The sequence below is a fragment of the Streptomyces sp. NPDC053367 genome, from assembly GCF_044545925.1.
In the GTDB taxonomy this organism is placed as follows: Bacteria; Actinomycetota; Actinomycetes; order Streptomycetales; family Streptomycetaceae; genus Streptomyces.
The window spans coordinates 548,789-573,992 of record NZ_JBITYN010000004.1; the positions used below are offsets into that span (position 1 = coordinate 548,789).

Genomic DNA, 25,204 nt, shown 5'->3' on the forward strand with positions numbered 1-25,204 from the left:
CAGTGGAGTGCGGCCCCGCCCCGCCGCTCTCCAGCGCGCGGCCGTGCCCGGGCATGGCTAGCGTGAGGAAGCGGACACGTCTCCGATCCGAGAGGGCCGATCATGGCCGCAATGCCTGAGGGCACCCCCTGCTGGGTGGACGCGATGTTCACCGACCTGGAGGGCGCCAAGAGCTTCTACGCCGACGTCCTCGGCTGGACCTTCGGCGAGGCGTCGTCGGAGTACGGCAACTACACGCAGGCCTACGCGGGCGGCAAGGCGGTCGCCGCCGTGGTGCCGCCGATGCCCGGGCAGGAGGGCACCTCGCAGTGGTGCCTGTACTTCGCCTCGCCGGACGTGACCGCGACCGCGCGGAAGATCCGCGACAACGGCGGCGACGTACTGATGGAGCCGATGCAGGTCGGCGAGTTCGGCACGATGGTGCTGGGCCGCGACCCGAGCGGCGTGGTCTTCGGCGTGTGGCAGGCCGGCGTCCACCTCGGCTTCGAGGCGCCGCCCGAGCAGCCCGGGGCGTTCTGCTGGGCGGAGGTCTTCACCCGCGAGCCCGAGAAGTCCGACGGGTTCTTCCCCGCCGTCTTCGGCTACAGCGCCAAGCAGATGCAGGACGACGCGGTCGACTTCCGCCTCTACAACCTCGGCGACACCACCGTCCTCGGCCGGATGACGATGACCGAGGAGTTCCCGCCCGAGGTGCCGCCGTACATCAACGTCTACTTCACCGTCCCCGACTGCGACGACGCCGTGGAGAAGGCCACCGAGCGGGGCGGCACCCTGCGCTTCGGCCCGCTGGACACGCCCTTCGGGCGGTTCGCGGCGCTCAGCGACCCGCAGGGCGCGAGCTTCTCCGTGATCGACGTCACGACCACCGCGGGCGAGATGCCGCAGACCACCGACGTCACCTGAGGCACGCGAAGGCGGCCCCGCCGCCCATGGCATGATCGGACGCATGCGTGAACGTGTTGTGGCCGCGTGCGACGGGGCTTCCAAGGGAAACCCCGGCCCGGCCGGCTGGGCCTGGGTCGTCGCCGACGCCACCGAGACCCCCGACCGCTGGGAGGCCGGGCCGCTCGGCAGGGCCACCAACAACGTCGCGGAACTCACCGCGCTGGAGCGGCTGCTGGCGGCCACCGACCCGTCCGTGCCGATCGAGATCCGCATGGACTCGCAGTACGCCATGAAGGCCGTCACCGCCTGGCTGCCCAACTGGAAGCGCAACGGCTGGAAGACGGCCGCGGGCAAGCCGGTCGCCAACCAGGACTTGGTCGTACGCATCGACGAACTGCTCACCGGCCGCGAGGTCGAGTTCCGCTACGTCCCCGCGCACCAGGTCGACGGCGACCGGCTCAACGACTTCGCCGACCGGGCCGCCAGCCAGGCCGCGAGCGCCCAGGAGAGCGCGGGCAGCGCCCTCGGCTCCCCGGAGCCGCCGCCCGCGCCGGACGTGCCGGCGAAGGCCCCGCGGCGCAAGCCGGCCGCCCGCGGCTCCGGCGCAGGCTCCGGCAACGGGTCCTCCCGCACGATCAAGGCCAAGTTCCCGGGCCGCTGCGGCGTCTGCGGCCGTTCCTACGCGGCCGGCGAGCCCATCGGCAAGACGCCCTCCGGCTGGGGCCACCCGGAGTGCCGCACCGCCTGAGGGACCGCGAGGTACGGACCTCCCGTGCTCGGGGCCGGGCTCTGAGCATCCCTTCGTACGGCGGGACGATGCGGCGATCCCCGTACTCGGTTGCCCCCAAGTGGCACGTCTCCACTCCCCGTGACTGCTACCCTGCGTCGCACACCAACCGCTCTGAGTGATGACCAGGGGTGCCGCGTGAAGGTCGCCATCGTCGGAGGCGGGCCCGCCGGCCTGTATCTGTCGGTCCTGCTGAAGCTCCAGGACCCCGCCCACGACATCACCGTCCACGAGCGCGATCCCGAGGGCTCGACCTACGGCTGGGGCGTCACCTACTGGCAGGGGCTGCTCGACCAGCTCAACGCCCACGACCCCGAGACCGCGCGGGCCGTCGACGCCGCCTCGGTCCGCTGGAGCGACGGCGTCGCCCTCGTCGGCGGCCTGAGCACCCGCCACCGCGGCGACCAGGGCCACGGCATCGGCCGCCACCGCCTGCTGGAGATCCTCGCCGCCCGGGCCCGCTCCCTCGGCGTGCGGCTCCGCTTCGAGCACGAGATCACCGAGGCGCGGGCCGTCGCGGACGCCGACCTCGTCGTGGCCGCCGACGGCGTCCGCAGCGCCCTGCGCACCCGGCACGCCGACCACTTCGGCACCGAGGTCGCCGCCGGCCGCAACTCCTACATCTGGCTCGGCACCACCAAGGTCTTCGACGCGTTCACCTTCGCCTTCGTCGAGACCGACCACGGCTGGATCTGGGCCTACGGCTACGGCTACAGCGACACCCACAGCACCTGCGTCGTCGAGTGCTCCCCCGAGACCTGGACCGGCCTCGGCCTGGACCGGGCCGACGAGGCCGAGGGGCTCGCGCTGCTGGAGAAGCTGTTCGCGGACACCCTCGACGGCCACCCCCTCATCGGCCGCGACCGCTCCGACGGCGGCCCCCAGTGGCTGAACTTCCGCACCCTCACCAACCGCACCTGGCACCGCGACAACCTCGTCCTGCTCGGCGACGCCGCCCACACCACGCACTACTCCATCGGCGCGGGCACCACCCTCGCCCTGGAGGACGCCATCGCCCTGGCCCGCGCCCTCGGCGAGCACGACGCGCTGTCCGACGCCCTGGCCGCATACGAGCGCGAACGCAAGCGGGCCCTGCTGTCCGTGCAGAGCGCGGCCCGCTACAGCGCCCAGTGGTACGAGAACCTGCCCCGCTACATCCACCTCCCGCCCGAGCGGATGTTCGCCCTGCTCGGGCAGCGCCACTCGCCCCTGCTGCCGTACGTCCCGCCCCAGCTGTACTACCGGCTGGACCGGGCGGCCGGACAGCTTGAGCCGCTGCGCCGCCTCAAGCGCTGGCTCGGACCGAGGCTGGCCCGCAGCGTGCACGCAAGGAGGCTGGAATCCCGCGAGTGACCGGCGGACGAGCCACCCGTTTGGACCACTCGCTCCGCGGATACACGAGTGCCCATGACAGCGGAGGCGGCGAAGACGGAGAAGCCGGAGAACCCGGGAAACAGAGAGAATCCGGGGCGGACGGGGCAGGCAGGACAGACAGAACAGACGGGGAAGCCGGAGCGGCGGACGGGGCGCGACGAGACGCCCGAGGAACGCGCCGACCGGATGTGGGGCGAGCTCATCCAAGAGATCCGGGTGGCCCAGACCGGCGTGCAGATCCTCTTCGGCTTTCTGCTGACCGTCGTCTTCACACCGACCTACAAGAGGCTCGCGGACACCGACCAGGCGATCTACATCGTCACCGTCGTCCTCGGCGCCTGCGCCACCGGCGCCCTGATAAGCCCCGTCTCGCTCCATCGGCTCGTCTCCGGCCGCCGGGTGAAACCGCAGGCGGTGAGGGTGGCCCACAAGCTGACCCTGCTCGGACTCGTGCTGCTGCTCGCCACGATGACCGCGTCCCTGCTGCTCATCCTGCGCGTGGCCACACACGACGGCTTCGTGCCCTATCTGGTCACCGCCGTCGTCGCCTGGTACCTGCTGTGCTGGTTCGGCATCCCGCTCTGGACGCGCTTCCGCCACACCTCGCGGTGAGCGTCAGAGCCGGCCGAGCCGGCGATCGCCCTGCATCAGATGCCCGAACCTCGCCCGGCATCACTTCCCGGAGCTGCCCTGCCGGGCCCCGCGCAGGGCCGTGAGACAGCTGCCGATGGCCTGCTGCAGCTCCTCGAGACGCTGCACCATGTCGTCCTCGTAGAAGTCCTGGGCGTCGTCGAAGGTCAGCTCCTCGAACACCTTCGTCGCCTTCTGCAGACTGCTGTAGAACTTGGTCCGCCGCTCCTGCACGCGCAGTTCGGGATCGGCCTCCACCGCCTCGGCGACCAGCGACTTCATGGTGTCGTACGCCTCGGCCGCCCACTCGCCGGCGTCGTCGTCCGCCTCCAGTTCGTCGATCAGCGACAGATGCCGTTCGGCCTCCTGCCGCACGTCGAGCGGCGCGTCCACGGTCTGCCCGGCCGGGGTGCGGATCTGCCCGGACTCGGCGATCTGCCGGACGTACCCGATCCGGTCGGCGACCCGGCTCTCGCCGGCCACGGCCTTCTTCAGATCGTCCGTGCGTACGACGTCCCGCGCCAGCTCGGCCTGCAGCTCCGGGTCCTCGCGCACCCGGTCCAGCAGCGCCTGGCGGGCCGCGCGGGCGGTGGAGGGGTCGGCGAGGATCGCGGCCCGCAGCGCGGTCGGGTTCTCCGCGACCTCCAGCGCCTTCGTCGGGCGGATGCCCTCGGCCTCGGCGGCCTCCGCGATGGCGGTGCCCCGCTCGGACGTCGCGCTGGAGCGGGCCACGTAGTAGCTCAACCACACGTCGGCGTCCGGCAGCTCGACCTCCTGCCCCGGGGTGAGCGCCTCGAAGTGCGGGACCATGCCGTCGTCGGCGGCCCGGTCCCAGGCCTTGTAGTAGCGCATGACCCGCTCCGCGGAGCACCCGGCCAGCTCGGCGAACTCCTTCGCCGACACCTTCGGCGTCTCCTGCGCACCCTGCCCGCCCGGCCGTACGCTGCGCGCCACCATCAGGGCGAAGGCCCAGCCGCCGGTACGCGCGTACGCGCCGAACTCGCGCGCGTCGCGGGCCACCAGGTCGGCGAGCGGCGCGGGGGAGGCGGGGGCCGGGTCGAGCGAGGGGGTCGCCAGGGTCACGGATGATCTCCTAGGGAGGGACGCGGTTGCAGAGGGGAAGCCTATATGCACCGGTTGGCCGTCCTTTGGCATCCCTCGCCGGGGTACATGGCGCGAACGGACCCTCGATCTTCCGGGCCGATTCCGGACAGGATGGCCCCATGACAGCGCGCCCCCTGCCCTCCAGCGCCCCTTCGGCCCAGGGCGTCGACGCCGACGGCGTCCTCGCCCTCCTCGACGCCCTGGACGCCGAACCCGACATCGAGATGCACAGCCTGATGGTCCTGCGCCACGGCCATGTCGTGGCCGCAGGCTGGTGGGCGCCGTACGCGCCCGAGCGCCGCCATCTGCTGTACTCGCTGAGCAAGAGCTTCACCGCGACGGCCGCCGCGTTCGCGCTCGCCGACGGGCTGATCGGCCTCGACGAGCCGGTGCTCGCCCATTTCCCCGAGTTCGAGGCGGACATCAACGACCCGCGCAGCCGCGCCATGCTGATCAGGCACGTGGCCACCATGTCCAGCGGCCACCTCGCCGAGACGGTCGACGCCGCCTACGGCACCGACCCCGCCGAACCGGTCCGTGGCTTCCTGCTCCAGCCGCCCGAGCGCGACCCCGGCACCGTCTTCGCCTACAACCAGCCCACCACCTACACCCTCGCCGCGATCGTGCAGAAGGTCACCGGGCAGCCGCTCACCGCGTACCTGCGCCCCCGGCTCCTCGACCCGCTCGGCATCGGCGAGGCGGCCTGGCTGTGCGACGGCACCGGCCGCGAACTCGGCTTCAGCGGACTTCACCTGACCACGCAGGACGTGGCCCGGTTCGGGGAGCTGTATCTGCGCGACGGCGTCTGGCAGGGGCGGCGGCTGCTGCCCGAGGGCTGGGTCGCCGAGGCGAGCCGCGCCCACGTACCGACCGCGGGCGGCATGTTCGACGCCGGCCACGAGGACTGGGACCAGGGCTACGGCATCCAGTTCTGGCGCTCCCGGCACGGCTTCCGCGGCGACGGCGCGTTCGGCCAGTTCTGCCTGGTGCTCCCCGAGCAGGACGCCGTGATCGTCACGACCGCGGCCACGGAGCAGATGCAGACCCTGCTGAACCACGTCTGGGACCACCTGCTGCCCGCCTTCCACCCCGCCCCGCTGCCCGGTGCGCGGGACGCCGCCCTCGCCGACCGCCTCGCCCGGCTGGCGCTGTCGCCCGCGACCGGCAAGCCCGCCCCGGCCGAACGCCCCGAGGCGTGGACGGGCGCGCCCTTCGCCCCCGAGGGCGGCGAGTGCGCCGACCAGCCCGGGCTGACCGGCGTGGAGCTCACCCAGGGCGCGGACGGCTGGACGGCCACCCTCACCGAGAACGGCCACCGGCTCGGGCTGCGCCTCGGCACCGGTGGCTGGGCCGTCGCCGAGGAACCGCTGCCGGTCGCGGTGAGCGGCGGGTGGACCGACCCCGACACGCTCGTCGTGGAGACGCTGTTCCTGGAGACCCCGCACCGGCTGGTGCTGACCTGCTCGCTCCCGGACCGCACGTTCACCGCCCGCTGGCGCCACGCCCCGCTGCACCGCCCGCCGCTGGGACGGCTGCGCGCGCCGCTCACGCCGGGTCCGACTGCCTGAACGTCCGCAGGAAGGTCGCCAGAGCCGCCCGGTTGCCGGCGTCCGCCCAGTCGGCGGCCGGGGTCGTCCAGCGCAGTGAGAAGCCGCGGCCGTCACCGAGCAGGAAACCCCGGCCGAGGGTGCGCAGCCGCGTGCCGCCCGCCTCGCTGAGCCACTGCATGTCGGCGGCCTCGCGGCCCCGGTACGTGCGTGCCGTGATCGCCCCGACCCGGCGGAAGCCGCCTGCCCGGCGCAGGTCCTGCTCCACACCCCGCCAGACGGCGACGGGGTCCGGGCCGACGCGCTCGCTGTAGGTGACGGTGAGTGTGCGCGGGTCGCCGGAGGCGCCGAGGACGACGCGGTAGGCCAGGTCGTCCACCCGGTTCGTGCTCAGCGGGCGCCAGCCGTCGGGCAGGGCCACGGAGAAGCCCTCGGGGGAGCTGTACGTGCGGAAGCCGTCCGGGAGCCCTGCCCCGGTGGAGGTGGGGGCCGGCGCGGCGGTGCGGGTGGGCGTCGGTGTCGGTTTCGGCGGTGTGGCGGGCGCGGCGGGGGGCGGCGCCGCGGGGACGGACGTACGCGGTGCGGCTCGGCGGTCCGAGGCGGCGGTGTCCGGGCCGGAGAACGCGCCCGTCGCCGCGAGCACCGCCACCGTCACCGTGACGACGGCGAGGGCCGCACCGACGGCGATCATGCGTCCGCCCCGGCCCGAACCCGCGCGGCACACCGCGGCGGCGTAGGTGTGCCGCACCCGGGGACGCGGTATCGGCGCCGGCGCGGGGTCCTCGGACAGCACCCGGGTCAGGGCCTCGCGCACCACCGGCCGGGGCAGCCGGTCCCGGGACTCCTTGCGCAGCAGGCCCTGCACCGCCCGGGTGAGCGGACCGGACCGCACCGGGGCGCGCAGCGGCAGCCGGTCCACGCCCTTCAGCGTGGCCTCGGCCCGGCCCCGCTCACGGAACGGCGGGCGGCCCTCGACCATCGTGTAGAGGATCGCGCCCAGCGCCCACAGATCCGCCGCCGGACCGATCCGCTCGTCGCGAGCCTGCTCGGGCGAGGCGTACGACGGGGCCGTGAGCCGTGGGGCGAGCGTCGACCCCGCCAGCCCGAACCCGCCCACGACGGCCGGCCCGCGGTCCGGCACGAACACCTGCCCGGGGCTCAGCTCGCCGTGCGTGATGCCCGCCGCGTGCGCCGCGTCCAGCACGTCGAGCACCTCCAGGCCGATCCGCGCCGCCCGCACGTAGTTGAACGCACCGCGCTGGGCGAGGAGTTCGCCGAGCGGGGTGCCGTCCACCCACTCCGTGACCGTCCACAGGGCACCCGACTGCGCCACCGCGTCCAGGACCGCCGGGACCCGGCCCGGGCACAGCGTCCGCATGGTCTCCGCGGCACGCATCACCCGGCCCGCCGCGCGCCGGGCACCGTGCGCGTCCAGGACGCCCTCGGGCAGTTCCACCCGTGTCAGCAGACAGGTGAGGCCCGTCTCGACGTCCTCGCCGTACCAGCCGACGCGATTCGTCTCCTGGTGCACGACCTCCAGAGGCCGGTACCGGCCGGCGATCAGCTCTTCCGCGGAGACGTGCGGCTCGACCATGGTCATTCCCTCGCTGGACCCCGGACTGTCGGTTTCCCAGTGGTACGACGAGCGAGAGGCCGGGCGTTCAACGGCGGCGGCAACGCTGACCGGACGTCAGGAGAGCCCCGCCGAGCGGCCGGTCGGAGGGGTCGGTCGGGCCAGGTCGGTCAGGACGGGCCGTCCCTGCCGTCCAGGCCGAAGCGGGCCGTCCAGCCGGCCATGTCCGCGGCCGACACGTTCCCCCCGCACACCACCAGCCCGAGCCGCGCTCCCTCGCCGACCCGCTCCAGCACCCGGCGGGCCGCGGGCAGCAGACAGCCGGCCGCCGGCTCGGCCCACACCTTGGCGTGCTCGGCGAGCTCCAGGCAGCCGCGCACGGCCTCCCGGTCGGGGACCACCAGGACCTCGGTGACCAGGGACGTCACATGCTCGTAGGTCAACGCGCTCACCGACGGGGCGCTCAGGGTGCTCACGATCGAGGACAGCGGCACCGGCACCGGGCCGCCCGCCGCCAGTGCCGCCGACATCGCCTCGGCGCCCTCGGTCTCCACGCCCCACACCCGCACCTGCGGTCGGCGTGCCTTCAGGGCCGCCGCCACACCGGCGATCAGGCCGCCACCGCCGATGCTGACCAGCACGTCCGTCAGCTCGCCCGCGTCCTCGGCCAGTTCCAGACCCACCGTGCCCTGGGCCGCGACGACCATCGGGTCGTCGAAGGGGTGCACCAGCGTCAGACCCTCCGCGCGCAGCCGGTCCATCAGCGCGAACGCCTCGTCCATGGTGTCGGTCAGCCGCACCGACGCCCCCGCCGCCCCGGCGATCCGCACCGCGCGGGCCGGCGCCGAACGCGGCATCACCAGCGTGGTCTTCACCTGGAGGGCGGCGGCCGTCTCGGCGAACGCGATGCCGTGGTTGCCGCCGCTGACCGCCACCACACCGGCCGCGCGCTCGGCCTCCGTGAGCGACAGCATCTTGGCCGTGGCACCGCGGACCTTGAACGAGCCCGTGTGCTGCAGCAGTTCCAGCTTCGCCGTGACCGGGGCGCCGAGCAGCGCGCTCAGCCCCGGGCTGGGCAGGGTGGGGGTGCGGACGATGTGCCCGGCGATGCGCTCGGCCGCGGCCTCGATGTCCGTGATGCTGATCAAGAACTCACCTTTCCTGTACTCGGGTCCCGAGCCGATCACGCACCGAACAACTGTGTCCAGTACGTGCCCGCCCGGCCGCCGCCCGCGAAGCCGACGCCTATGTGGGTGAAGCCGGGCGCGAGGATGTTCGCGCGGTGCCCCGGGCTGTTCATCCAGCCGGTGACCACCTCGGCCGGGGAGCGCTGGCCGCAGGCGATGTTCTCCCCTATGGACCGCCGGGCGGCGCCCGCCGCGGCGGCCCGGTCCCAGGGCCTGCTGCCGTCCGGCGCGGTGTGCGCGTAGAAGTCCCGGGCCACCATGTCCGCGCTGTGCGCCTGCGCGGCCCTGGTGAGCGCGGGATCCCCGGCGAGCGGCGGCAGCCCGGCCGCGGCGCGCTCGCGGTTGGTCAGCGCCACCACCTCCGCCTCCGTACGGGCCAGGTCCCCGGGCCCGAGCGGCCGGGCCCACAGCGCCGTCCAGAACGCACCGGCCCGGCCGAGCCCGGCGTGGGTGAACGCGGCGTCCTGAAGGGTGCGCAGCGCCTGCGGACGGCGCAGGCAGTGGTCGAGGAACTCCTCCGCGGTGCGCGGTCCGGACACCAGGTGCTCGCCGACGCGCACGTACGCGTACCCGGTCCGTGTGAGCCGCTGATAGACCGAGACGCCGTCCCCGCCCTCGACCCCGAGCCGTCCCGCCGCGGCCATGGCGGCGGCATGGGCCTGCGCGGCGGAGGCGAGCCGGGCCTCGAACGCCACGGGCGGGGAACCGGCGCGGGACCGGGTGGAGTTGACGGTCAGGAGCCAGGAGGGGGCTTCCGGGCGGGGGCCGTCTCCGGCCGCCGGTGAAGGGGCCGCCCCGTCGTCCGTCACTTCCACCCCGAAGTCCCGGGCGAGGCCCGCCAGGCCCTCCGTGTAGCCCTGGCCGAGCGCACGGAGCTTCCAGTCGGGGCCGCGGCGGTAGAGCTCGGCCAGGAGCAGGACGCTCTCCTCGCGGGGGCGGGGCGGGGAGAAGCGGGCGAGGAGGCGGCCGGCCTCGGTGGTGACGTGCAGGGTGGGGGAGGGGAGGCGGTTCAGGGGCGTGCCCTGATCGGCGGGGCTCACGGCGACGGTGACCCGAGTGGCACCGGCGCGCAGGGCACCCGGGTCGACGGTGAGCGTGTCGCCGGAGAGGCGGGCGCCCGGCGCGGACGGCTGGTTGAAGAACACGAAGTCGGCGTCACCGCGGACCCGTCCGCCGTCGTCCGTGACCAGCGCGCACACGTCGAACGGCCCGGGCACCCGCACGATCAGCACACCCGGCGGCAGGGGCACATTGCCCCCGGGGACCAACTCGCCCATGACACCCCCTGCCCGGCCGTGGCTCTCACCCGCACAACGGCCGGGCCGCGGCCGGGGTTCCCGCGTCCGCGCGCGCCGGACTGATCTTCCGGGGCCGCGGCCGGGGTGACCGGCCTGACCGGCCGGGCAGGCCGGGCAGGCCGGCCGCGCCGACTCAGCCCTCGTCGAGGGTGCGCGGCACCACGCCCGGCGCCGCCGCGCGCCGCGCCGCGCTCTTCCCGCAGAACGCCGACTCCAGCGTGCCCAGCATGGTGTCGAGGACCTTGCCGTTGTTGGAGGTGTTGGCCAGGGCGGTGAGGCTGCGCTTGCCGTCCTTCGAGGTGAACGCGTAGCTGTAGTAGCCCTGGACCGCGCCCGTGTGGCCGTACACCGACACCCCGCAGGACAGATCGCGCCGCCGCAGGCCGAGGCCGTACGCCTGGGTGCTGTTGACCGGTGTCCACCGGGTCATCTGCCGGAGCGCCGCGGCCGAGGTCAGCCTGCCCCGCATCAGCGCCGAGGTGAAGGTGTTCAGGTCCCGGGCGGACGAGATCAGGGCCCCGGCGCTCTGCGCCCAGGACACCGTCTGGCGGGTGGAGTCGACGAGCCGCGCGCCCGCCTGGTCGGGGGTGAGGTATCCGCGCGCGTACCGGCCGGGCAGGGCCGTCTCCGGGTGGACGTAGAAGGTGTCGCGCAGCCCCAGCGGCTCGATGATCCGGGTGCGGTAGGCGCTGCCCACGCTCGTGCCGGTGAGCTTCTCGATCAGCATGCCGGCGACGACGAAGTTGGTGTTGGAGTACGAGTACACGGCCCCCGGCGCGCCCGTGCGCGGCCGGCGCAGCGAGCGGTCCACCAGCTGCCGGTAGGTGAAGACCTTGTTGCGGACCGCCTCGAAGCCGGGCACGGTGCTGGCGAACATGTCGTTGGTGTAGTCGTACAGCCCGCTGCGGTGGCTCAGCACATGCCGGACCGTGATGCGGTCGTCGGGCAGCAGCCCGGGCAGATAGCGGTTGACGGACACGTCCAGCCTGAGCCTGCCTTCGTCGACGAGCTGGAGCAGCACCACCGCGGAGAAGACCTTGGTGACGCTGCCGACCCGGAAGCGGTCGGTGGTCGTGATCGCCCGCCCGGTCCCGCGGTCGGCGACGCCGGAGGACACCCGGTGCACGACACCGTGGTCGTCGACGCGCGCCATCGCGCCGGGCGCACCCTGCCGCCGCGCCGTGGCCAGGACGCCGCGCAGGCCCACGAGGTCGGGCGCCGCCAGGGTCTCCGGGACGTCCTGGGCCGCCGTGGCGGGGGCCGGCACCGCCAGGAAGGACAGCACCACCGCGCCGAGTACGGCGGTGGTGCTCACCGTTTTCTTCACCATCCGGTTCTGCTCCCTCTCCTGCCTGGGGGTTTGGTCATGTCTGCGCACGAGACGGGGGGTTTGCGTGCGAGATCGGTCACATCCAGGCGGGGCAACTTTCTCGCATCCCGTCACATCTCCACAGGCGACACACAGTTGGCGGCCGAACCTGCCCTCGCGGCCCGGCGAGCCGCCCCCGGCACAAAGGAAGCCACCACAGTGCGCAGACCCCACATACGCGGCCTGGCGGTCGCCGTCGCCGTGACGTCGGCCGCCACGGGCCTCACCGGCACGGCATTCGCGAACCCCACCGCCTCGCCCTCGGTCGTCGACGCGGCGCGGTCCGCCGCCTTCGCCCACGCGAGCGCGACCGGTGTCGTCCGCGGCGACCAGCTGCGGCCGCAGGACGTGCTGACCGACCCGGAGGGCGCCCGGCACGTGCGGTTCGTCCGCACCCACGACGGCATGCCCGTCCTCGGCGGCGACCTCGTCGTCCACCTCACCGAGAAGCTGGCCTACGCCGGCGTGACCCGCGCCGCCGACCACTCCGTCCGCCCCGACACCACCCGCGCCGAACTCACCGCGGGCGAGGCCCGGGCCAAGGCCGCCGCTGCCGCCAAGGGCACCGCCGGCGCCGCCGAGCTGGTGGTCGACGCCCGCGACGGCGACGCGACCCTCGCCTACCAGGTCCGCGTCACCGGCAGCGACACCGCCGAGGGCACCGGCACCAGCACGGTCGTCGTGGACGCCGTCACCGGCGCGATCCTCAGCAACACCCCCGACGCCGACGAGTTCCTGTCACCGAAGCTGGTGCGGACCCTGCGCGCCCGCGGCGAGCGCCTCGACCCCGCGACCGGCATCGCCCCCGCCACGCCCCGCCTCACCGGCGCGACCGCCGCGGGCAGCTACCCGGCTCCCGCCACGGGCACCGGCAAGTCGCTGTTCGCCGGCCAGGTCCAGCTGTCCACCACACGCACCGCCGCCACCACGTACGTGCTGAAGGACTCCCGGCGCTGGGGCACCGAGACCCGTGACGCGCGCGGCCTGGAGCCGGTCTCCTTCGCCCAGACCAAGCGGTTCGTCACCAGCAGCAACATCTGGGGCAACGGCACCGTCTCCAACCGGGCCACCGCCGCCGTCGACGCGCAGTACGGCGTCGCCGAGACCCTGGACTTCTACAAGGAGCGGTTCCACCGCAAGGGCATCCGCAACGACTCCCGGGGCGCCCGCGCGATCGTCCACTTCGGCAACAAGGTCGGCAACGCGTTCTGGGACCCGTACTGCGGCTGCATGCTCTACGGCGACGGTGACGGCGAACTGTTCAAGAAGCCGCTCGTCGTCCTCGACGTCACCGGCCACGAACTGAGCCACGGCGTCGTGGACGCCACCGCCCGCCTGGAGCCCACCCGGGTCGACCGGCAGGGCAACCAGTACGGCGAGCCCGGCTCCCTCAACGAGTCGCTCGCCGACATCTTCGGCTCCGGCGTCGAGTTCCAGGCGAGGAACGCCAAGAACCCGCCGAACTACCTCATGGGCGAGAAGCTGGGCCTGTCCCAGAAGTTCCTGCGCCGCCTCGACAAGCCCTCCCTCGACGTGCTCGAAGGCGCCATCGACTACTGGTCGCCGGCCGTCTACGACGCCGAGGTGCACGCCGGCTCCGGCGTCTCCTCGCACGCCTTCTACCTGCTCGCCGAGGGCAGCGGCCGCAAGACCATCGGCGGCGTCGCCTACGACTCGCCGACCATCGACGGCCTGCCCGTCAAGGGCATCGGCCGCGCCAAGGCCCTCGCCATCTTCTACCGGGCCCTGACCCGCTACATGGTCTCCACGACCGACTTCCACGACGCGCGCATCGCGACGCTGAAGGCGGCCAGGGACATGTACGGCTCGGGCAGCGTCGAGTACAAGGCGGTCAGCCGCGCCTGGGCCGCCGTCAACGTCCGGGTGGCCAACACCCCCACGCGCTGACGCCGACCCGGCCATCACCGAGGGCGCCCCGGAGAACGAACCTCCGGGGCGTTCTCCACCCGCCCTCCGTCACCCCGTGGGCTCCCGCGTGACGAGGCCCTCCCGGTACGCGATCGCCACGGCCTCCGTGCGACTTGCGGCGCCGAGCTTGGCGAGGATGTTGGAGACGTGGACGCTGGCGGTCTTGCCGGTGATGAACAGCTCCTCGCCGATCTGGCGGTTGCTGCGGCCGAGGGAGAGCAGCCGCAGCACGTCCTGCTCGCGGGCCGTCAGACGGGCGGGGCCGCCGCCCGCCGACGGGGAATCGCCGAGGCGGGCTCGGCGCAGCAGGGCGTCCACGCGCTCCAGCAGGGGCCCGGCGCCCAGCCGTTCGGCCGTCTCACGGGCGGCGTGCGCCTCGGCGGCGGCCTCCTCACGGCGGTCGGCGGCCAGCAGGGCTTCCGCGAACGGCAGCCTGGCGCGGGCCTGTTCGTAGGGGTCCCCGTACTCGAACGCGCTGACGGCGGCCGCCCAGGCGTCCGGGTCGGGGCCGCGCTCGGCGCGTACGCACTCCGCCTCTGCCCGGGCCAGCCAGGCCAGCCCCTCCGGGCCCTGCGGCCGGCCGTTCACCCCGCGGCCCGCCGACTCCCGTGCCAGGCCGGCGAGTTCACCGGCCGTATCCGCCCAGCGCCGGGCCCCCGCCTCGTCCCCGGCCGCGCGGCACGCCACCGCGGCGTCGGCGACCGCGGACAGGGCGAGCGCGGCGAGCCGCACGGTGACGTCCGGGAGGGCGCCCGAGTCGTCCGTGAGGGACTCCACCGACGCCCGCATCCGCGCCACCGCGCCCTCCGGGTCCCCGCCCCGCGCGGCAGCGTCGGTCAGCACGATGCCCGCCACCAGCGCCGACATCCAGTCGAACGGCCCCCGCAGCAGCTCCTCGGCCCGCGCGACGACCGACTCGTCCCCGCGCGCGAGCCGCACGAACAGCGCGGGTCCGACCGTGAACGCGCCCGCCGGAGGCAGCACCCCGGCGTCCTGCTCCGACGCGCGGACGCACTCGTCCCAGCGGCCCAGCATGTACAGCGCCATCAGCCGCAGATAGCGCATCTCCAGCGGATACGGCGACGACAGCAGCCCGGCCCCGCGCGCCCGGTCGAGCCCCTCGTCCAGCCAGGGCAGGGACTCCCGCACCGCGCCCGCCTCGAAGGCGCCGATGGCGAGGTGGAACAGGGCGCGCAGCTCCACCGGGGCGTTGCCCGAACCCCGGGCCAGCTCCCGTGCCTCCGACAGCCGGGCCCGGCCCTCGGGGCTGCGGCGGCCGTCGAAGTAGGCCAGCGAGACCAGCAGATCGGCCCGCGCGTCCGTGAGGTCCAGGGCCTCGGCGGCCTTCAGCGCCTCATGGGCCACCCGCTCAGCGGTCCGGACCTCCCCGACCTGCCGGGCGGCCAGCACATGGGTGGCCGCCGCCCACACCCAGGTCGGCGTCGGCGGATCGGCAGGGATCAGCGCGAGCGCCTCGCTGCTGTAGGCGTAGGCGGCGGTGAGGCTGTCGACGTCGAGGAGGTTGCCCGCCAGGGTGTAGCGCACCCGGGCCGCCAGCTCCGAGTCGGCGTCCCGGCCGACCCCCGCCAGCGCGGCCCGCGCGAGGGACACCGCGCGGTGCGACTCCCCGGCGTGCGCGGCCGCGGCCGAGGCCCGCAGCATGAGGGTGATCCGGTCGCCCGCCTCCGCCTGCGGCCTCGCCTCGGCGGGCACGGACGCCCACAGGTCCAGGGCGGCCTCCAGATGGCGCAGCTCCTCGGCGGGCGCGCCCAGCCGCTTGGCGTGGTCGGCGGCCTGGAGGGACGCGGCGAGCGCCTCCGGCAGGTCATGGCTCTCGCGGTAGTGGTGGGCCCGCTCCGCCGCGGTGTCGCCGCCCGGGTCCCGGCCGGACAGCAGCCGGGCGAACGCCCCGTGCAGCCGTGCCCGCTCGCCCGGCAGCAGGTCCGCGTACACCGCCTCCCGCGCGAGGGCGTGCCGGAAGGAATAGGTGTCGCCGTCGGCGGAGACCAGCAGCCGCCGCTCGACCGCCTCGCGCAGCGCGCTCTCCAGCGCCTCCTCGGGCAGCCCGGCCGCCTCCCGCAGCAGTCCGTGCTCCACCCGGCGGCCGGCGACCGCGGCCGTGCGCAGCACCTGCTGCGCGGTGTCGGAGACCTGCTCGAACCGGATCAGCAGCACATCGGCCAGCGCGTCCGGCACCCCGCCCGCCCCCGGGTCCGTCGCCGCGAGCAGCTCCTGGGCGTAGAACGCGTTGCCCTCGGCGCGCTCGACGATCCGGCGGACCGTGGCCTCCGGCAGCGCCCGCTGCTGGTCCTCCTGGAGCACCCGGACCAGCCGGGTCACCTCGGCGTCGGCCATGGGCCGCAGCTCCAGCCGCTCCACCGACGGCAGCCGCACCAGCTCCGCCAGCAGCGGACGCAGCGGATGCCGCCGGTGCAGGTCGTCCGCGCGGTACGACGCCAGCAGCGCGAGCCGGCTGCCGGGCGCGCCGCCCGCGGGCCGGTGCAGCACCCCGCGGCTGAGCAGGAACCGCAGCAGGTCCCGCGAGGACTGGTCGGCCCAGTGCAGGTCCTCCAGGACGAGCAGCAGCGGTGCCGTCCCCGCCAGGTCCGTCAGCAGCCCCGCCACGTCCTCGAACAACCGCAGCCGGACGCCCATGTCCCGGGCGCTGTCCGCGCCGCCGCCCAGCAGCCGCCCCACCGCGGGCCGCGCGGCGAGGGCGGGCGCGAACCGCTCGTCGGCGGCGAGGGCGCCCAGCACCTCCGTGAACGGCAGGTACGGCAGGCCCACGTCACCGAGGTCGACACAGTGCCCGGTCAGCACGGTCACGCCGTCGCCCACGGCCCGCGCGGCCACCTCGTCCAGCAGCCGGGTCTTGCCGACGCCCGCGTCACCGGCGACCAGCACCGCGCGGGCCTCACCCGCGCGGGCACGCTCCAGCACCCCGGTGAGGCGGGTGAACTCCTCCTCCCGGCCGACCAGGGGAGTCACGGTGAAGGCGCTGTTCGACACGCCCCCATCCTGGCACGCCGCACCGACAACGCCCGGCCCGCGGGGGCGGCCTCCGAAGGCCGCCCCCGCGCGGTTCAGCGCAGCGTCTCGGCCCAGTTGGCCGGCACCCGGCCCGCCGGCCCCGGCACGGGCTGGTCCACGGGGTGGCTCACCGGAGGGGCCAGCCGGGGGCCGGACCCGTACAGCTCGCCCGTGGCGAAGTCCCAGAACCACTCCTCGCCGGGCTCGTAGCTCTGGATCACCCGGTGCCCGGTCTCCCGGTAGTGCGCGCTGGCGTGCTTGGAGGGCGAGTCGTCGCAGCAGCCGATGTGCCCGCACTGGGCGCAGCGGCGCAGGTGGAACCACCAGCCGCCGGCCGCGTCGCACTCCACGCAGCCGCTGCCGCTGGGCGGCACGCTGGGGTCGATTCCGTTCTCACTGGGCATGCGCCGGCTCCTCCGGTGTCTCGGTGTCCTCGATGTCCTCGATGTTCACGGGCGCTGCCTCGCCCTCCTCGGCGGTCAGCGGCAGCCTGACCTGGAACCGCGTGTCGCCCGGAACGGACTCCACCTGGAGGCTGCCGTGGTGCTTGTTGACCACGATCCGCCAGGAGATGTCGAGACCCAGCCCGGTGCCTTCGCCGACCGGCTTGGTGGTGAAGAACGGATCGAAGATCCGGTCGCGGATCTCCGCCGGGACACCGGGCCCGGTGTCCCTGAACTCGACCAGCGCGTGGTCGTGGTCGAGCGCGGTCCGCACGGTCAGCGTGCCCGGGCCGCCGGCGCTCTTCATCGCCGAGACGGCGTTGTCGATCAGGTTGGTCCACACCTGGTTCAACTCGGCCGGATACGACGGGATCCGCGGCAGCGAACGGTCGTAGTCCTTCACGACCTTGATCTCCGACCCGAACTTCCCCGCCAGCATCATCAGCGTGCTGTCGAGGAGTTCGTGCACATCGGAGTTCTGGTACGGCGCCCGGTCGAGCTGCGAATACTGCTTGGCCGCGTCCACCAGGCTGGAGATGCGCTTGGTCGAGTCCTCGATCTCGTCCATCAACAGCTCGGTCTCGACGGTGTAGTTGAGCCAGCCGACGGCCGACTCCAGGATGTCCTCGCCGACCGACGCGGCCACCTGCTCCAGCCAGTCGACGTCGAGGCCCGCCTGCACGAAGGTCGGGGCCAGCCGCCAGCCTTCGCTGATGCCGTGGTCGTCGAGCCAGTCGGAGATCTCGTCCTCACGGTCGGAGGCCTCCAGCGGGCTGAGCGAGGGCGCCTTGGCGACGCGTTCGGCGGTGCGCTCCTGGATCTCGATCAGGCTCGCGAGCTGCTCGGGCGGATAGGGCCCCGAGGAGATGATCGCCAGCTTGTGCCGCATCTTGGCGACCCGCTCGCGCAGCGACGCCGTGGCCCGCACTGCCGCCGCGGCGGGGTTGTTGAGCTCATGGGTGAGTCCCGCGGACAACGAGCCCAGCGCCAGCAGCCGTTCACGCTGGCCTATCAGCCGGGCGCTGTTCTTCGACCCGAAGAACAGGCCCTCCAGCAGGTGCACCGCCATCGGGAACCACTCCCGCATGACGGCCGCGAAGGTGTCGGCCGGCAGCACGAAGAAGCGCGTCGGCCGCGTCACCCGCATCGAGTTGTTGTACACCTGCTTCACACGGTCGCCGATGTACGCCTGCATGGCGCCGGTGTACGACCCCGGGTGCGAGCTGCGCACGACCTCGATGTCGTCGCCGCCGACCCGCCGCGACAGCACGACCTCGCCGTCCATCAGGACGAAGAAGCAGGTCGCCGGGTCGCCCTCGGAGTAGACCGGGCCGGGCTGGTGCAGCTCCACCCGGCCGTCGGCACACAGCCGCCCCAGCTGTTCGGGCGTCAGCTTCTCGAACAGGAACAGCGAGCCGATCTCCCGGGGACTGCAGGGCATCCGCTGTCCGCTCATGACTGCTCCAGGTAGCGGTGGACGAGCATGACGGCCATGGCTCCCTCTCCGACGGCGGACGCGACCCGTTTCGCGGACTCCGCGCGCGCGTCGCCCGCCACGAACACGCCCGGCACATTGGTCTCCAGGTGGTACGGCGGCCGGTCCAGTTCCCAGCCCGCGGGCGGCCGCCCGTCCGGTGTCATCAGGTCCGGCCCGGCCAGGATGAACCCGCGCTCGTCGCGCAGCACCGTGCCCTCCAGCCAGTCGGTCAGCGGGGCGGCGCCGATGAACACGAACATCCACTGCGCGTCGACCCGTTCGGTCTCACCGGTGACCGTGTCGCGCAGGGTGAGCTGCTCCAGCCGGTCGCTGCCGTGCGCGGCCTCCACGACCGTGCCGGTGCGCACGGAGATGTTGGGCGCCTCGGCGATCTGCTGGATCAGGTAGTGCGACATGGACGCCGACAGGTCCGGCCCGCGCACCAGCAGCGTCACCGACTTGGCGCCCTTGGACAGGTACATCGCCGCCTGCCCGGCCGAGTTGGCGCCGCCGACGATGTAGATGTCGTGGCCCAGGCAGGACGGCGCCTCGGTCAGCGCGGAGCCGTAGTAGACGCCCTTCCCGGTCAGTTCGGCAAGACCGGGCGCGTCGAGCTGCCGGTAGGACACACCGGTCGCCAGCAGCACGCTGTGCGCGGAGACCGCGGAGCCGTCGGAGAACCGTACGGTCCGGGCGGCGCCGGAGATCTCCAGGCCCGTCACCTCGCGGGCGGTGAGCAGTTCGGCACCGAACTTGACCGCCTGGCGCCGGGCCCGCTCGGCCAGCTGGGCGCCGGAGACGCCGTCGGGGAAGCCGAGGTAGTTCTCGATCCGCGAGCTCTGCCCGGCCTGTCCGCCGGTCGCGGAGCGCTCCACCAGCACCGTGCGCAGGCCCTCGGAGGCGCCGTACACGGCCGCGCCGAGCCCCGCGGGTCCGCCGCCGATGACCACGAGGTCGTAGAAGTCGGCGGTCGGCGTGGTCGCGAGGCCCACCCGCGCGGCCAGTTCCGGCGCCTCGGGCTCGACCAGCGGAGCGCCGTCCGGGGTGACCACCAGCGGCAGCCGCTGCCCGTCCTCGCCCGCCGCGGCCAGCAGCCGCCGGCCCTCGGGCTCGTCGGCCGAGTACCAGCGGTACGGCACCTGGTTGCGGGCCAGGAACTCGCGCACCTCCGAGGATCGCGCGGAGAACCGGTGCCCGACGACCTTGGTGCTGGGCACCGGCCGGTAGTCGCTGGACCGCCACGCCTCCAGCAGGTCGTCCAGGACCGGGTACAGCTTCTCCTCCGGCGGGTCCCACGGCTTGAGGAGGTAGTGGTCCAGGTCGACGACGTTGATCGCGTCGATGGCCGCGTTGGTGTCCGCGTACGCCGTCAGCAGCACCCGGCGGGCGCCCGGGTACACGTCCAGGGCCTGCTCCAGGAACTCGATGCCCGTCATCTGCGGCATGCGGTAGTCGGCGAGGATCACCGCCACCAGATCGCCGCGCAGTTTCAGCTCGCGCAGCGCCTCCAGTGCGGACTCGCCTGACTCCGCGCGCACGATCCGGTACGAACCTCCGTAACGGCGTCTGAGGTCACGGGCGACGGCGCGGGAGACCCCCGGGTCGTCGTCCACGGTCATGATGACGGTGCGCGCCGCCTCGGCGACTTCTGTCATGCCTCTCCCACCCCGAGGGCTCGTACCTGCGGCGCGGTTCCCCGCCGCCGCGCCGGCTCCCGGCCCATCGTAATTTCCATCGCCCCGCTCCGCTCGGTCATGGCGGGCCGTCACGGCCTTCGCTCGCGCAGGACGCAGAACTCGTTCCCTTCCGGGTCGGCCAGTACCACCCAGGGCTGCTCACCCTGTCCGACGTCCACGTGGCGGGCGCCCAGCGCGAGCAGCCGTTCCACCTCGGCGCGCTGGTCGTCGGGGCGGAAGTCCAGGTGGAGCCGGTTCTTGACGGACTTGCCCTCCTCGACGGGCTCGAAAATGATTCCGGGAAGACTTTCTGAGGTCGGGCGGATCTCGAACTCCTCCCAGGAGTCGTCCAGCACCTCCCAGCCGAGTGCCTCGGCCCACCAGCGGCCCAGGGCCACCGGGTCGGCCGCGTCCATCACGACTTGCTCCCACTGCAGGCTCATGAATTCAGCGTAGTGAAGACTGACCGGGGCACGACGTGTCCGGGAGAACCACTCGATCAAGGAAGGCGGCCGGGATGACGAGGCCGATCACGGCAGGCGTCGACGGATCGGACGAGAGCCTCGCGGCCCTCGCCTGGGCGGCCAGGGAGGCCGTACGGCGCGGGCGGCCGCTGAAGGTCGTGCAGGCGTGGGAGTACGAGCCGCACGAGGCGCTCGACGGGGACCGCGCCACCCAGGAGCGCTGGGCGGACGAGGCGGTGGCCGCGGCCGCGCGCAACGCCGCCGAGCGGCACCCCGGCCTGGAGGTGTCCGCCGAGGCCGTCGAGGGGCCGGTCGTGGACGCGCTGGTCTCGGCGGCCGGCGAGGCCGAGCTGCTGGTGCTGGGCTCGCGCGGGCACGGCCCCGTGGTCGGCTTCCTGCTCGGCTCGGTGGGCCAGCAGGTGATCGCCGAGACCGGCCGGCCCGTGGTGCTGGTGCGCACCGGGGACAAGGCGTCCGCCGAGGTCGCCGGGCACGAGATCGTGGTCGGCCAGCAGGGCGGGGTGGAGGACAGCGCGGCCGCGCTGGGCTTCGCCTTCGAGACGGCGGCGGCCCGCGGCGCGGCCGTGCGGGCGGTACGTGCCTGGACGCTGCCGCCGGTGTTCGCCTACAGCCCCGCCTCCCTGAAGCTCCTCGACGACGCCGGCGGGCCCGAGCCGTTCGAGCGCAAGGCGCTGGCCGAGGCGCTGCAGCCGTGGCGGGACCGCTTCCCCGGCGTGCACGTCGTCGAGCACGTCGAGATGGGCAGCGCCGGGCAGGTGCTGCTGTCGGTGGCCGCCCGGGCCCAGCTGATGGTCGTCGGACGGCGCGCCCACCGCACCGCCGTCGGCGCCCGCATCGGCTCGGTCGCCCACGGCGTCCTGCACCACGCCCCCTGCCCGGTCGCGGTGGTCCCGCCGGCCTGACCCCGCTCGCGCCTCACTCGTGCGAGGGGGACTCCAGGGTCTCCCTCGCCTTGGGCAGGATGTTCTCGACGTAGTCCTTGACGGCCGTCTCGATGCCGATGTCGTGCTGGGCGCGCTCGGACAGGAACCAGCGGTGCTCCAGGAGCTGGTGGTAGATCTCCGCCGGGTCCATGGTGCCGCGCAGTTCCAGCGGCACGGTCCGCACGGCCGGCCGGAACACCTCGCGCACCCAGCGGTGGGCGAGCACCTCCGGGCGGGCCGCGAGGGGGTCGCCGGGCGCGTAGTCCTCCTGGGTCGCCATCCAGCTCTCCAGGTCGTTCAGCAGCCGCCGCGCCTGGTTCTCCTCGGTGTCCAGGCCGGTCAGCCGCAGCAGCTGGCGCTGATGGTGGCCGGCGTCCACGACCTTGGGCACGAAGGTGACCGTGTCGCCGTTGGAGGAGTGGTCGATCTGCATCTCCGCCACGTCGAAACCGAGGTCGTTCAGCCGGCGGATTCGGCGCTCGATGTAGTGGTACTTGCCCGCCGGGTACACCGAGACCCGCGTCAGCTCCTTCCACAGCTCGCCGTAGCGGGCGCAGATCTCCATGCCGAACTCGATCGGGTCCACCGACGGGTGCAGCGCCCCGGAGGCCTCCAGGTCCAGCAGCTCCCCGCTGATGTTGACGCGCGCGAGGTCGAGGTCGTAGTCGCGCTGGCCGGGGCTGAGCCGGGCGTGCAGCTCACCGGTCTCGGCGTCCACCAGATAGGCGGCGTAGGCGCCCGCGTCCCGCCGGAACAGCGTGTTGGACAGCGAGCAGTCGCCCCACGCGAACCCGGCCAGGTGCAGCCGCACCAGCAGCACCGCGAGGGCGTCCATGAGGCGGTGCATGGTGGCCGGCCGCATCGTCGTCTCGAACATCGAGCGATACGGCATCGACCCGCCGAGATGACGGGTGATCAGCACCGGCTCCAGCGGCTCACCGGTCACGTCCTCCCGCCCGGTGACCACCGCGAGCGCGTCCACCGCCGGGATGCCGAGGCGGTCCAGGTCGCGCAGCAGCTCGTACTCGCGCAGCGCGGGCCGCTCGGCCAGCTCCTTGACCGCGACGACCTCGTCGCCGGCACGCGCGTACCGCACGACGTGCCGGGAGATGCCACGCGGCAGTGGCACGAGGTAGTCCTCGGGCCAGTCCTCCAGCGGGATGTGCCAGGGCAGTTCGAGGAGCAGGGCCGGGTGCTCCGGGTTGGTGGCGCTGATGTGCAAAGCCATGGCCCGACCCTAGACGGCGTGTGCCGGTGCCGGAACGGCCCTTTCACCTGCTGGAACGGGCCCCTGCCACGGCGTGTTCGCGGGCCCGGTCCGCGGCCGCCCGGACCGGGCCGCGATGGGCGGGCCCGTGCCCGGGCAGCAGCAGGTCGCCGTCCAGGGCCCCGATGGTCTCCAGCGAGGTCAGGGCGCGGGCGCGCTCGTGGTGGAACATGTCCATCAGCAGCTGCGGCCCCTCCAGGCGGGAGGTGGCGTGCCCGGTGACCAGGGCGTCCCCGCCGAGCACCGTGCCGCGGTCCGGCAGGTGGAAGACGCTGTGGCCCAGGGTGTGCCCCGGCGTGTGCACGGGGACGGGCCGGCCGGGCAGGTCGAGGGGGCCGTCGGTCGGGAAGGGCGCGGGGGAGGCGACCGGTACCTTCACGGTGCCGCCGGCCCGCAGCGCGTGCACCGCCCAGGGCAGCACGCCCGGCCGCCAGCCGTTGGCCAGCACCGTGCCGATGTTCACCTGGTGCAGGAACTCCCGGCGCGCGTGCGGGACTTCGGCCTCGTGCAGATACACCGGGGTGCCGTAGGCGGCGCGCAGGTACTCGGCGGAGCCCAGATGGTCGTTGTGGGCATGCGTGATCAGTACGGCCGCGACGGCCTCCGGAGCGCTGCCCACCTGCGTCAGCGAGTCCAGCAGCCGCTCCCGGTCGCCGGGATAGCCGGTGTCGACGAGCGTGACGGCGTCACCGTCCTTGAGGATCACCCAGTTGGTGTTGCTGCCGTGCACCAGGTAGGTGTCGTCGGCGACTTGCTGCACTTCGGCGCGCATCTTCTTCGTCCCGCGTGGTGAGGTGGGCTCGGGCGGGGGACAGCAAAGCAGATCGGCGCCGTGAGCGGCACCTCAGCGCACGCCTCGGGGCCGGAACTGGATGCTGATGCGCGGTCCCGTCGCCCGCGTGCTCTTCGGTATGCAGTGCTCCCAGGTCCGCTGGCAGGAGCCGCCCATCACGATCAGGTCGCCGTGTCCGAGCGGCCGGCGTACGGCGCTGCCGCCGCCCGCGGGCCGCAGCAGGAGGTCCCGGGGCGTGCCCACGGAGAGGATCGCGACCATTGTGTCCTCGCGCGCGCCCCGCCCGATCCGGTCCCCGTGCCAGGCCACGCTGTCGCGGCCGTCGCGGTAGTAGCACAGCCCGGCCGTGGCGAACGGCTCGCCGAGCTCCTCGGCGTAGTGCGTGGTGAGCGCCTCGCGGGCCTCGGCCAGCACCGGGTGGGGGAGAGGCTCGCCGGCGCCGTAGTACGCGAGCAGTCGCGGCACGTCGACGACGTGGTCGTACATCTGGCGGCGCTCGGCCCGCCAGGGGACCTCGGCCGCCAGCTGCTCGAACAGCGCGTCGGAGCCGCTCAGCCAGCCGGGCAGGACATCGATCCAGGCGCCCGCGCCGAGCACCGTCCGGCGCAGGCCGTCGAGCGGGGCGAGGCCCAGCCGGTCGGTCTGGTCGAAGAGGGAGCTCTGGAGGTGCATGGATCCAGCCTACTCCCCGATTCGAAAATACGTTCTACGATCATCGGCTCTTTCGATGCACCGGTGTATCGGATACGTTCCTGTATCGAACGGGAGGCCGACCATGGATACCGAGCCGAAGACCGGCGGGCGCGTGACCAGGCGCCGGGTGCGCACGCGGGCGAACCTGCTCGACGCCGCGTTCGCCGTGTTCGCGGCGAAGGGCTTCGGGCGGGCCTCGATCGAGGAGGTCTGCGAGGCCGCCGGCTACACCCGGGGTGCCTTCTACTCGAACTTCTCCAGCTTGGACGAGCTGTTCTTCGCCCTCTACCGGCAGCGGGCCGACCTCATCGCCGAGCAGGTCGCCGGGGCGCTCGCGCAGGACGGCCCCGACCTGGACGTCGCCCAGTCGGTGGACCGGGTCACCGAGGTGCTGCTGCTGGACGTGGACTGGCTGCTGGTCAAGACCGACTTCCTGGTGCACGCGGCCCGCGACCCGGCCGTCGCCGAGGCCCTGCTGGAACACCGGGCGGGCCTGCGCCGCACCATCGCCGGCCGGCTCGCCCGCGCGCGCGGCCACACCCAACTGCCCGCCGTGCTCGGCGACGCCGACTCCGCGGCGCACGCGGTCGTCGCCGCGTACGACGGGGTGACCACCCAACTGCTGCTGGACAAGGACGTCGACGGCGCCCGCGCCTGGCTCAGGCAACTGCTCACCGCCCTGCTGACCGACGGCAGCGGCCGGGCCCGCTGAGGCCCACTTCAGGGAAGGGAAC

Annotated in this window: 21 protein-coding genes; 8 read left to right on the forward strand and 13 right to left on the reverse strand. The window is 73.7% G+C overall.

All coding sequences use genetic code 11. From position 1 onward, the window contains the following. The first annotated feature begins 102 nt into the window (after positions 1-102). The 4 genes from ACIGXJ_RS15180 to ACIGXJ_RS15195 all read left to right on the forward strand — a co-directional run bounded on the left by ACIGXJ_RS15180 (position 103) and on the right by ACIGXJ_RS15195 (position 3,658). The gene (locus ACIGXJ_RS15180; RefSeq protein ID WP_399644757.1) at positions 103-903 is read left to right on the forward strand and encodes a VOC family protein; all 801 of its coding nucleotides are present in this window, start codon (positions 103-105) and stop codon (positions 901-903) included. A gap of 31 nt (positions 904-934) precedes the next feature. Continuing rightward, positions 935-1,633, forward strand: coding sequence for a ribonuclease H (locus tag ACIGXJ_RS15185; RefSeq protein WP_399644759.1), 699 nt, complete (start codon positions 935-937; stop codon positions 1,631-1,633). Between the two features lie 177 nt (positions 1,634-1,810). Further along, complete coding sequence (locus ACIGXJ_RS15190; RefSeq protein ID WP_399644761.1) at positions 1,811-3,025, forward strand: FAD-dependent monooxygenase; 1,215 nt, start codon at positions 1,811-1,813, stop codon at positions 3,023-3,025. 207 nt (positions 3,026-3,232) lie between these two features. Further along, entirely contained in the window at positions 3,233-3,658 is a 426-nt protein-coding gene (locus ACIGXJ_RS15195) for a DUF6328 family protein (protein WP_399644869.1), read from the forward strand. A gap of 60 nt (positions 3,659-3,718) precedes the next feature. Here ACIGXJ_RS15195 and ACIGXJ_RS15200 read toward each other — a convergent pair whose 3' ends face one another. Then, the gene (locus tag ACIGXJ_RS15200; protein ID WP_399644763.1) at positions 3,719-4,759 is read right to left on the reverse strand and encodes a hypothetical protein; all 1,041 of its coding nucleotides are present in this window, start codon (positions 4,757-4,759) and stop codon (positions 3,719-3,721) included. Between the two features lie 140 nt (positions 4,760-4,899). On the opposite strand from ACIGXJ_RS15200, the gene ACIGXJ_RS15205 reads away from it, so the two are divergent. Next, positions 4,900-6,348, forward strand: coding sequence for a serine hydrolase domain-containing protein (locus ACIGXJ_RS15205; RefSeq protein ID WP_399644765.1), 1,449 nt, complete (start codon positions 4,900-4,902; stop codon positions 6,346-6,348). Here the strand turns inward: ACIGXJ_RS15205 and ACIGXJ_RS15210 are convergent. The 4 genes from ACIGXJ_RS15210 to ACIGXJ_RS15225 all read right to left on the reverse strand — a co-directional run bounded on the left by ACIGXJ_RS15210 (position 6,326) and on the right by ACIGXJ_RS15225 (position 11,715). Next, positions 6,326-7,927, reverse strand: a complete 1,602-nt coding sequence (locus tag ACIGXJ_RS15210) for a protein kinase (protein WP_399644766.1) — start codon at positions 7,925-7,927, stop codon at positions 6,326-6,328. The two genes, ACIGXJ_RS15205 and ACIGXJ_RS15210, sit on opposite strands and share 23 nt — an antisense overlap. 143 nt (positions 7,928-8,070) lie before the next feature. Then, a complete protein-coding gene (locus ACIGXJ_RS15215; RefSeq protein ID WP_399644768.1) occupies positions 8,071-9,048 on the reverse strand; it encodes a threonine/serine dehydratase in 978 nt (325 codons plus the stop codon). 35 nt (positions 9,049-9,083) lie between these two features. Continuing rightward, on the reverse strand, positions 9,084-10,364 hold the full coding sequence (locus ACIGXJ_RS15220; RefSeq protein ID WP_399644770.1) for a CAP domain-containing protein: 1,281 nt from the start codon (positions 10,362-10,364) through the stop codon (positions 9,084-9,086). A gap of 154 nt (positions 10,365-10,518) precedes the next feature. Further along, on the reverse strand, positions 10,519-11,715 hold the full coding sequence (locus ACIGXJ_RS15225) for a serine hydrolase domain-containing protein (protein ID WP_399644773.1): 1,197 nt from the start codon (positions 11,713-11,715) through the stop codon (positions 10,519-10,521). A gap of 198 nt (positions 11,716-11,913) precedes the next feature. Here ACIGXJ_RS15225 and ACIGXJ_RS15230 point away from each other — a divergent pair, with 198 nt between their 5' ends. Continuing rightward, the gene (locus tag ACIGXJ_RS15230; RefSeq protein ID WP_399644774.1) at positions 11,914-13,662 is read left to right on the forward strand and encodes a M4 family metallopeptidase; all 1,749 of its coding nucleotides are present in this window, start codon (positions 11,914-11,916) and stop codon (positions 13,660-13,662) included. Between the two features lie 69 nt (positions 13,663-13,731). Here ACIGXJ_RS15230 and ACIGXJ_RS15235 read toward each other — a convergent pair whose 3' ends face one another. The 5 genes from ACIGXJ_RS15235 to ACIGXJ_RS15255 all read right to left on the reverse strand — a co-directional run bounded on the left by ACIGXJ_RS15235 (position 13,732) and on the right by ACIGXJ_RS15255 (position 20,752). Then, positions 13,732-16,692 (reverse strand): AAA family ATPase, encoded by a 2,961-nt coding sequence (locus ACIGXJ_RS15235; protein ID WP_399644776.1) that lies wholly within the window; start codon positions 16,690-16,692, stop codon positions 13,732-13,734. Between the two features lie 74 nt (positions 16,693-16,766). Next, positions 16,767-17,117, reverse strand: a complete 351-nt coding sequence (locus ACIGXJ_RS15240; RefSeq protein WP_399644778.1) for a UBP-type zinc finger domain-containing protein — start codon at positions 17,115-17,117, stop codon at positions 16,767-16,769. Next, positions 17,107-18,612, reverse strand: coding sequence for an ATP-binding protein (locus ACIGXJ_RS15245; protein WP_399644780.1), 1,506 nt, complete (start codon positions 18,610-18,612; stop codon positions 17,107-17,109). The genes ACIGXJ_RS15240 and ACIGXJ_RS15245 overlap by 11 nt, the downstream gene beginning before the upstream one ends. After that, a complete protein-coding gene (locus ACIGXJ_RS15250; RefSeq protein WP_399644782.1) occupies positions 18,609-20,288 on the reverse strand; it encodes an FAD-dependent oxidoreductase in 1,680 nt (559 codons plus the stop codon). Before ACIGXJ_RS15250 ends, ACIGXJ_RS15245 begins: the two co-directional genes overlap by 4 nt. 110 nt (positions 20,289-20,398) lie before the next feature. Beyond that, on the reverse strand, positions 20,399-20,752 hold the full coding sequence (locus tag ACIGXJ_RS15255; protein ID WP_399644784.1) for a VOC family protein: 354 nt from the start codon (positions 20,750-20,752) through the stop codon (positions 20,399-20,401). 74 nt (positions 20,753-20,826) lie between these two features. On the opposite strand from ACIGXJ_RS15255, the gene ACIGXJ_RS15260 reads away from it, so the two are divergent. Beyond that, the gene (locus ACIGXJ_RS15260; protein ID WP_399644786.1) at positions 20,827-21,696 is read left to right on the forward strand and encodes a universal stress protein; all 870 of its coding nucleotides are present in this window, start codon (positions 20,827-20,829) and stop codon (positions 21,694-21,696) included. Between the two features lie 13 nt (positions 21,697-21,709). Here the strand turns inward: ACIGXJ_RS15260 and ACIGXJ_RS15265 are convergent, their stop codons facing one another. The 3 genes from ACIGXJ_RS15265 to ACIGXJ_RS15275 form a co-directional block, all read right to left on the reverse strand. After that, a complete protein-coding gene (locus ACIGXJ_RS15265; protein ID WP_399644788.1) occupies positions 21,710-22,945 on the reverse strand; it encodes a DUF4032 domain-containing protein in 1,236 nt (411 codons plus the stop codon). 43 nt (positions 22,946-22,988) lie between these two features. Continuing rightward, positions 22,989-23,756, reverse strand: coding sequence for an MBL fold metallo-hydrolase (locus tag ACIGXJ_RS15270; protein WP_399644790.1), 768 nt, complete (start codon positions 23,754-23,756; stop codon positions 22,989-22,991). Positions 23,757-23,828: 72 nt separating this feature from the next. Continuing rightward, the gene (locus tag ACIGXJ_RS15275) at positions 23,829-24,449 is read right to left on the reverse strand and encodes an alpha-ketoglutarate-dependent dioxygenase AlkB (RefSeq protein ID WP_399644792.1); all 621 of its coding nucleotides are present in this window, start codon (positions 24,447-24,449) and stop codon (positions 23,829-23,831) included. Positions 24,450-24,552: 103 nt separating this feature from the next. Between ACIGXJ_RS15275 and ACIGXJ_RS15280 the strand changes: the two genes are divergently transcribed. Next, positions 24,553-25,182, forward strand: coding sequence for a TetR/AcrR family transcriptional regulator (locus ACIGXJ_RS15280; protein WP_399644793.1), 630 nt, complete (start codon positions 24,553-24,555; stop codon positions 25,180-25,182). Positions 25,183-25,204: the final 22 nt, after the last annotated feature.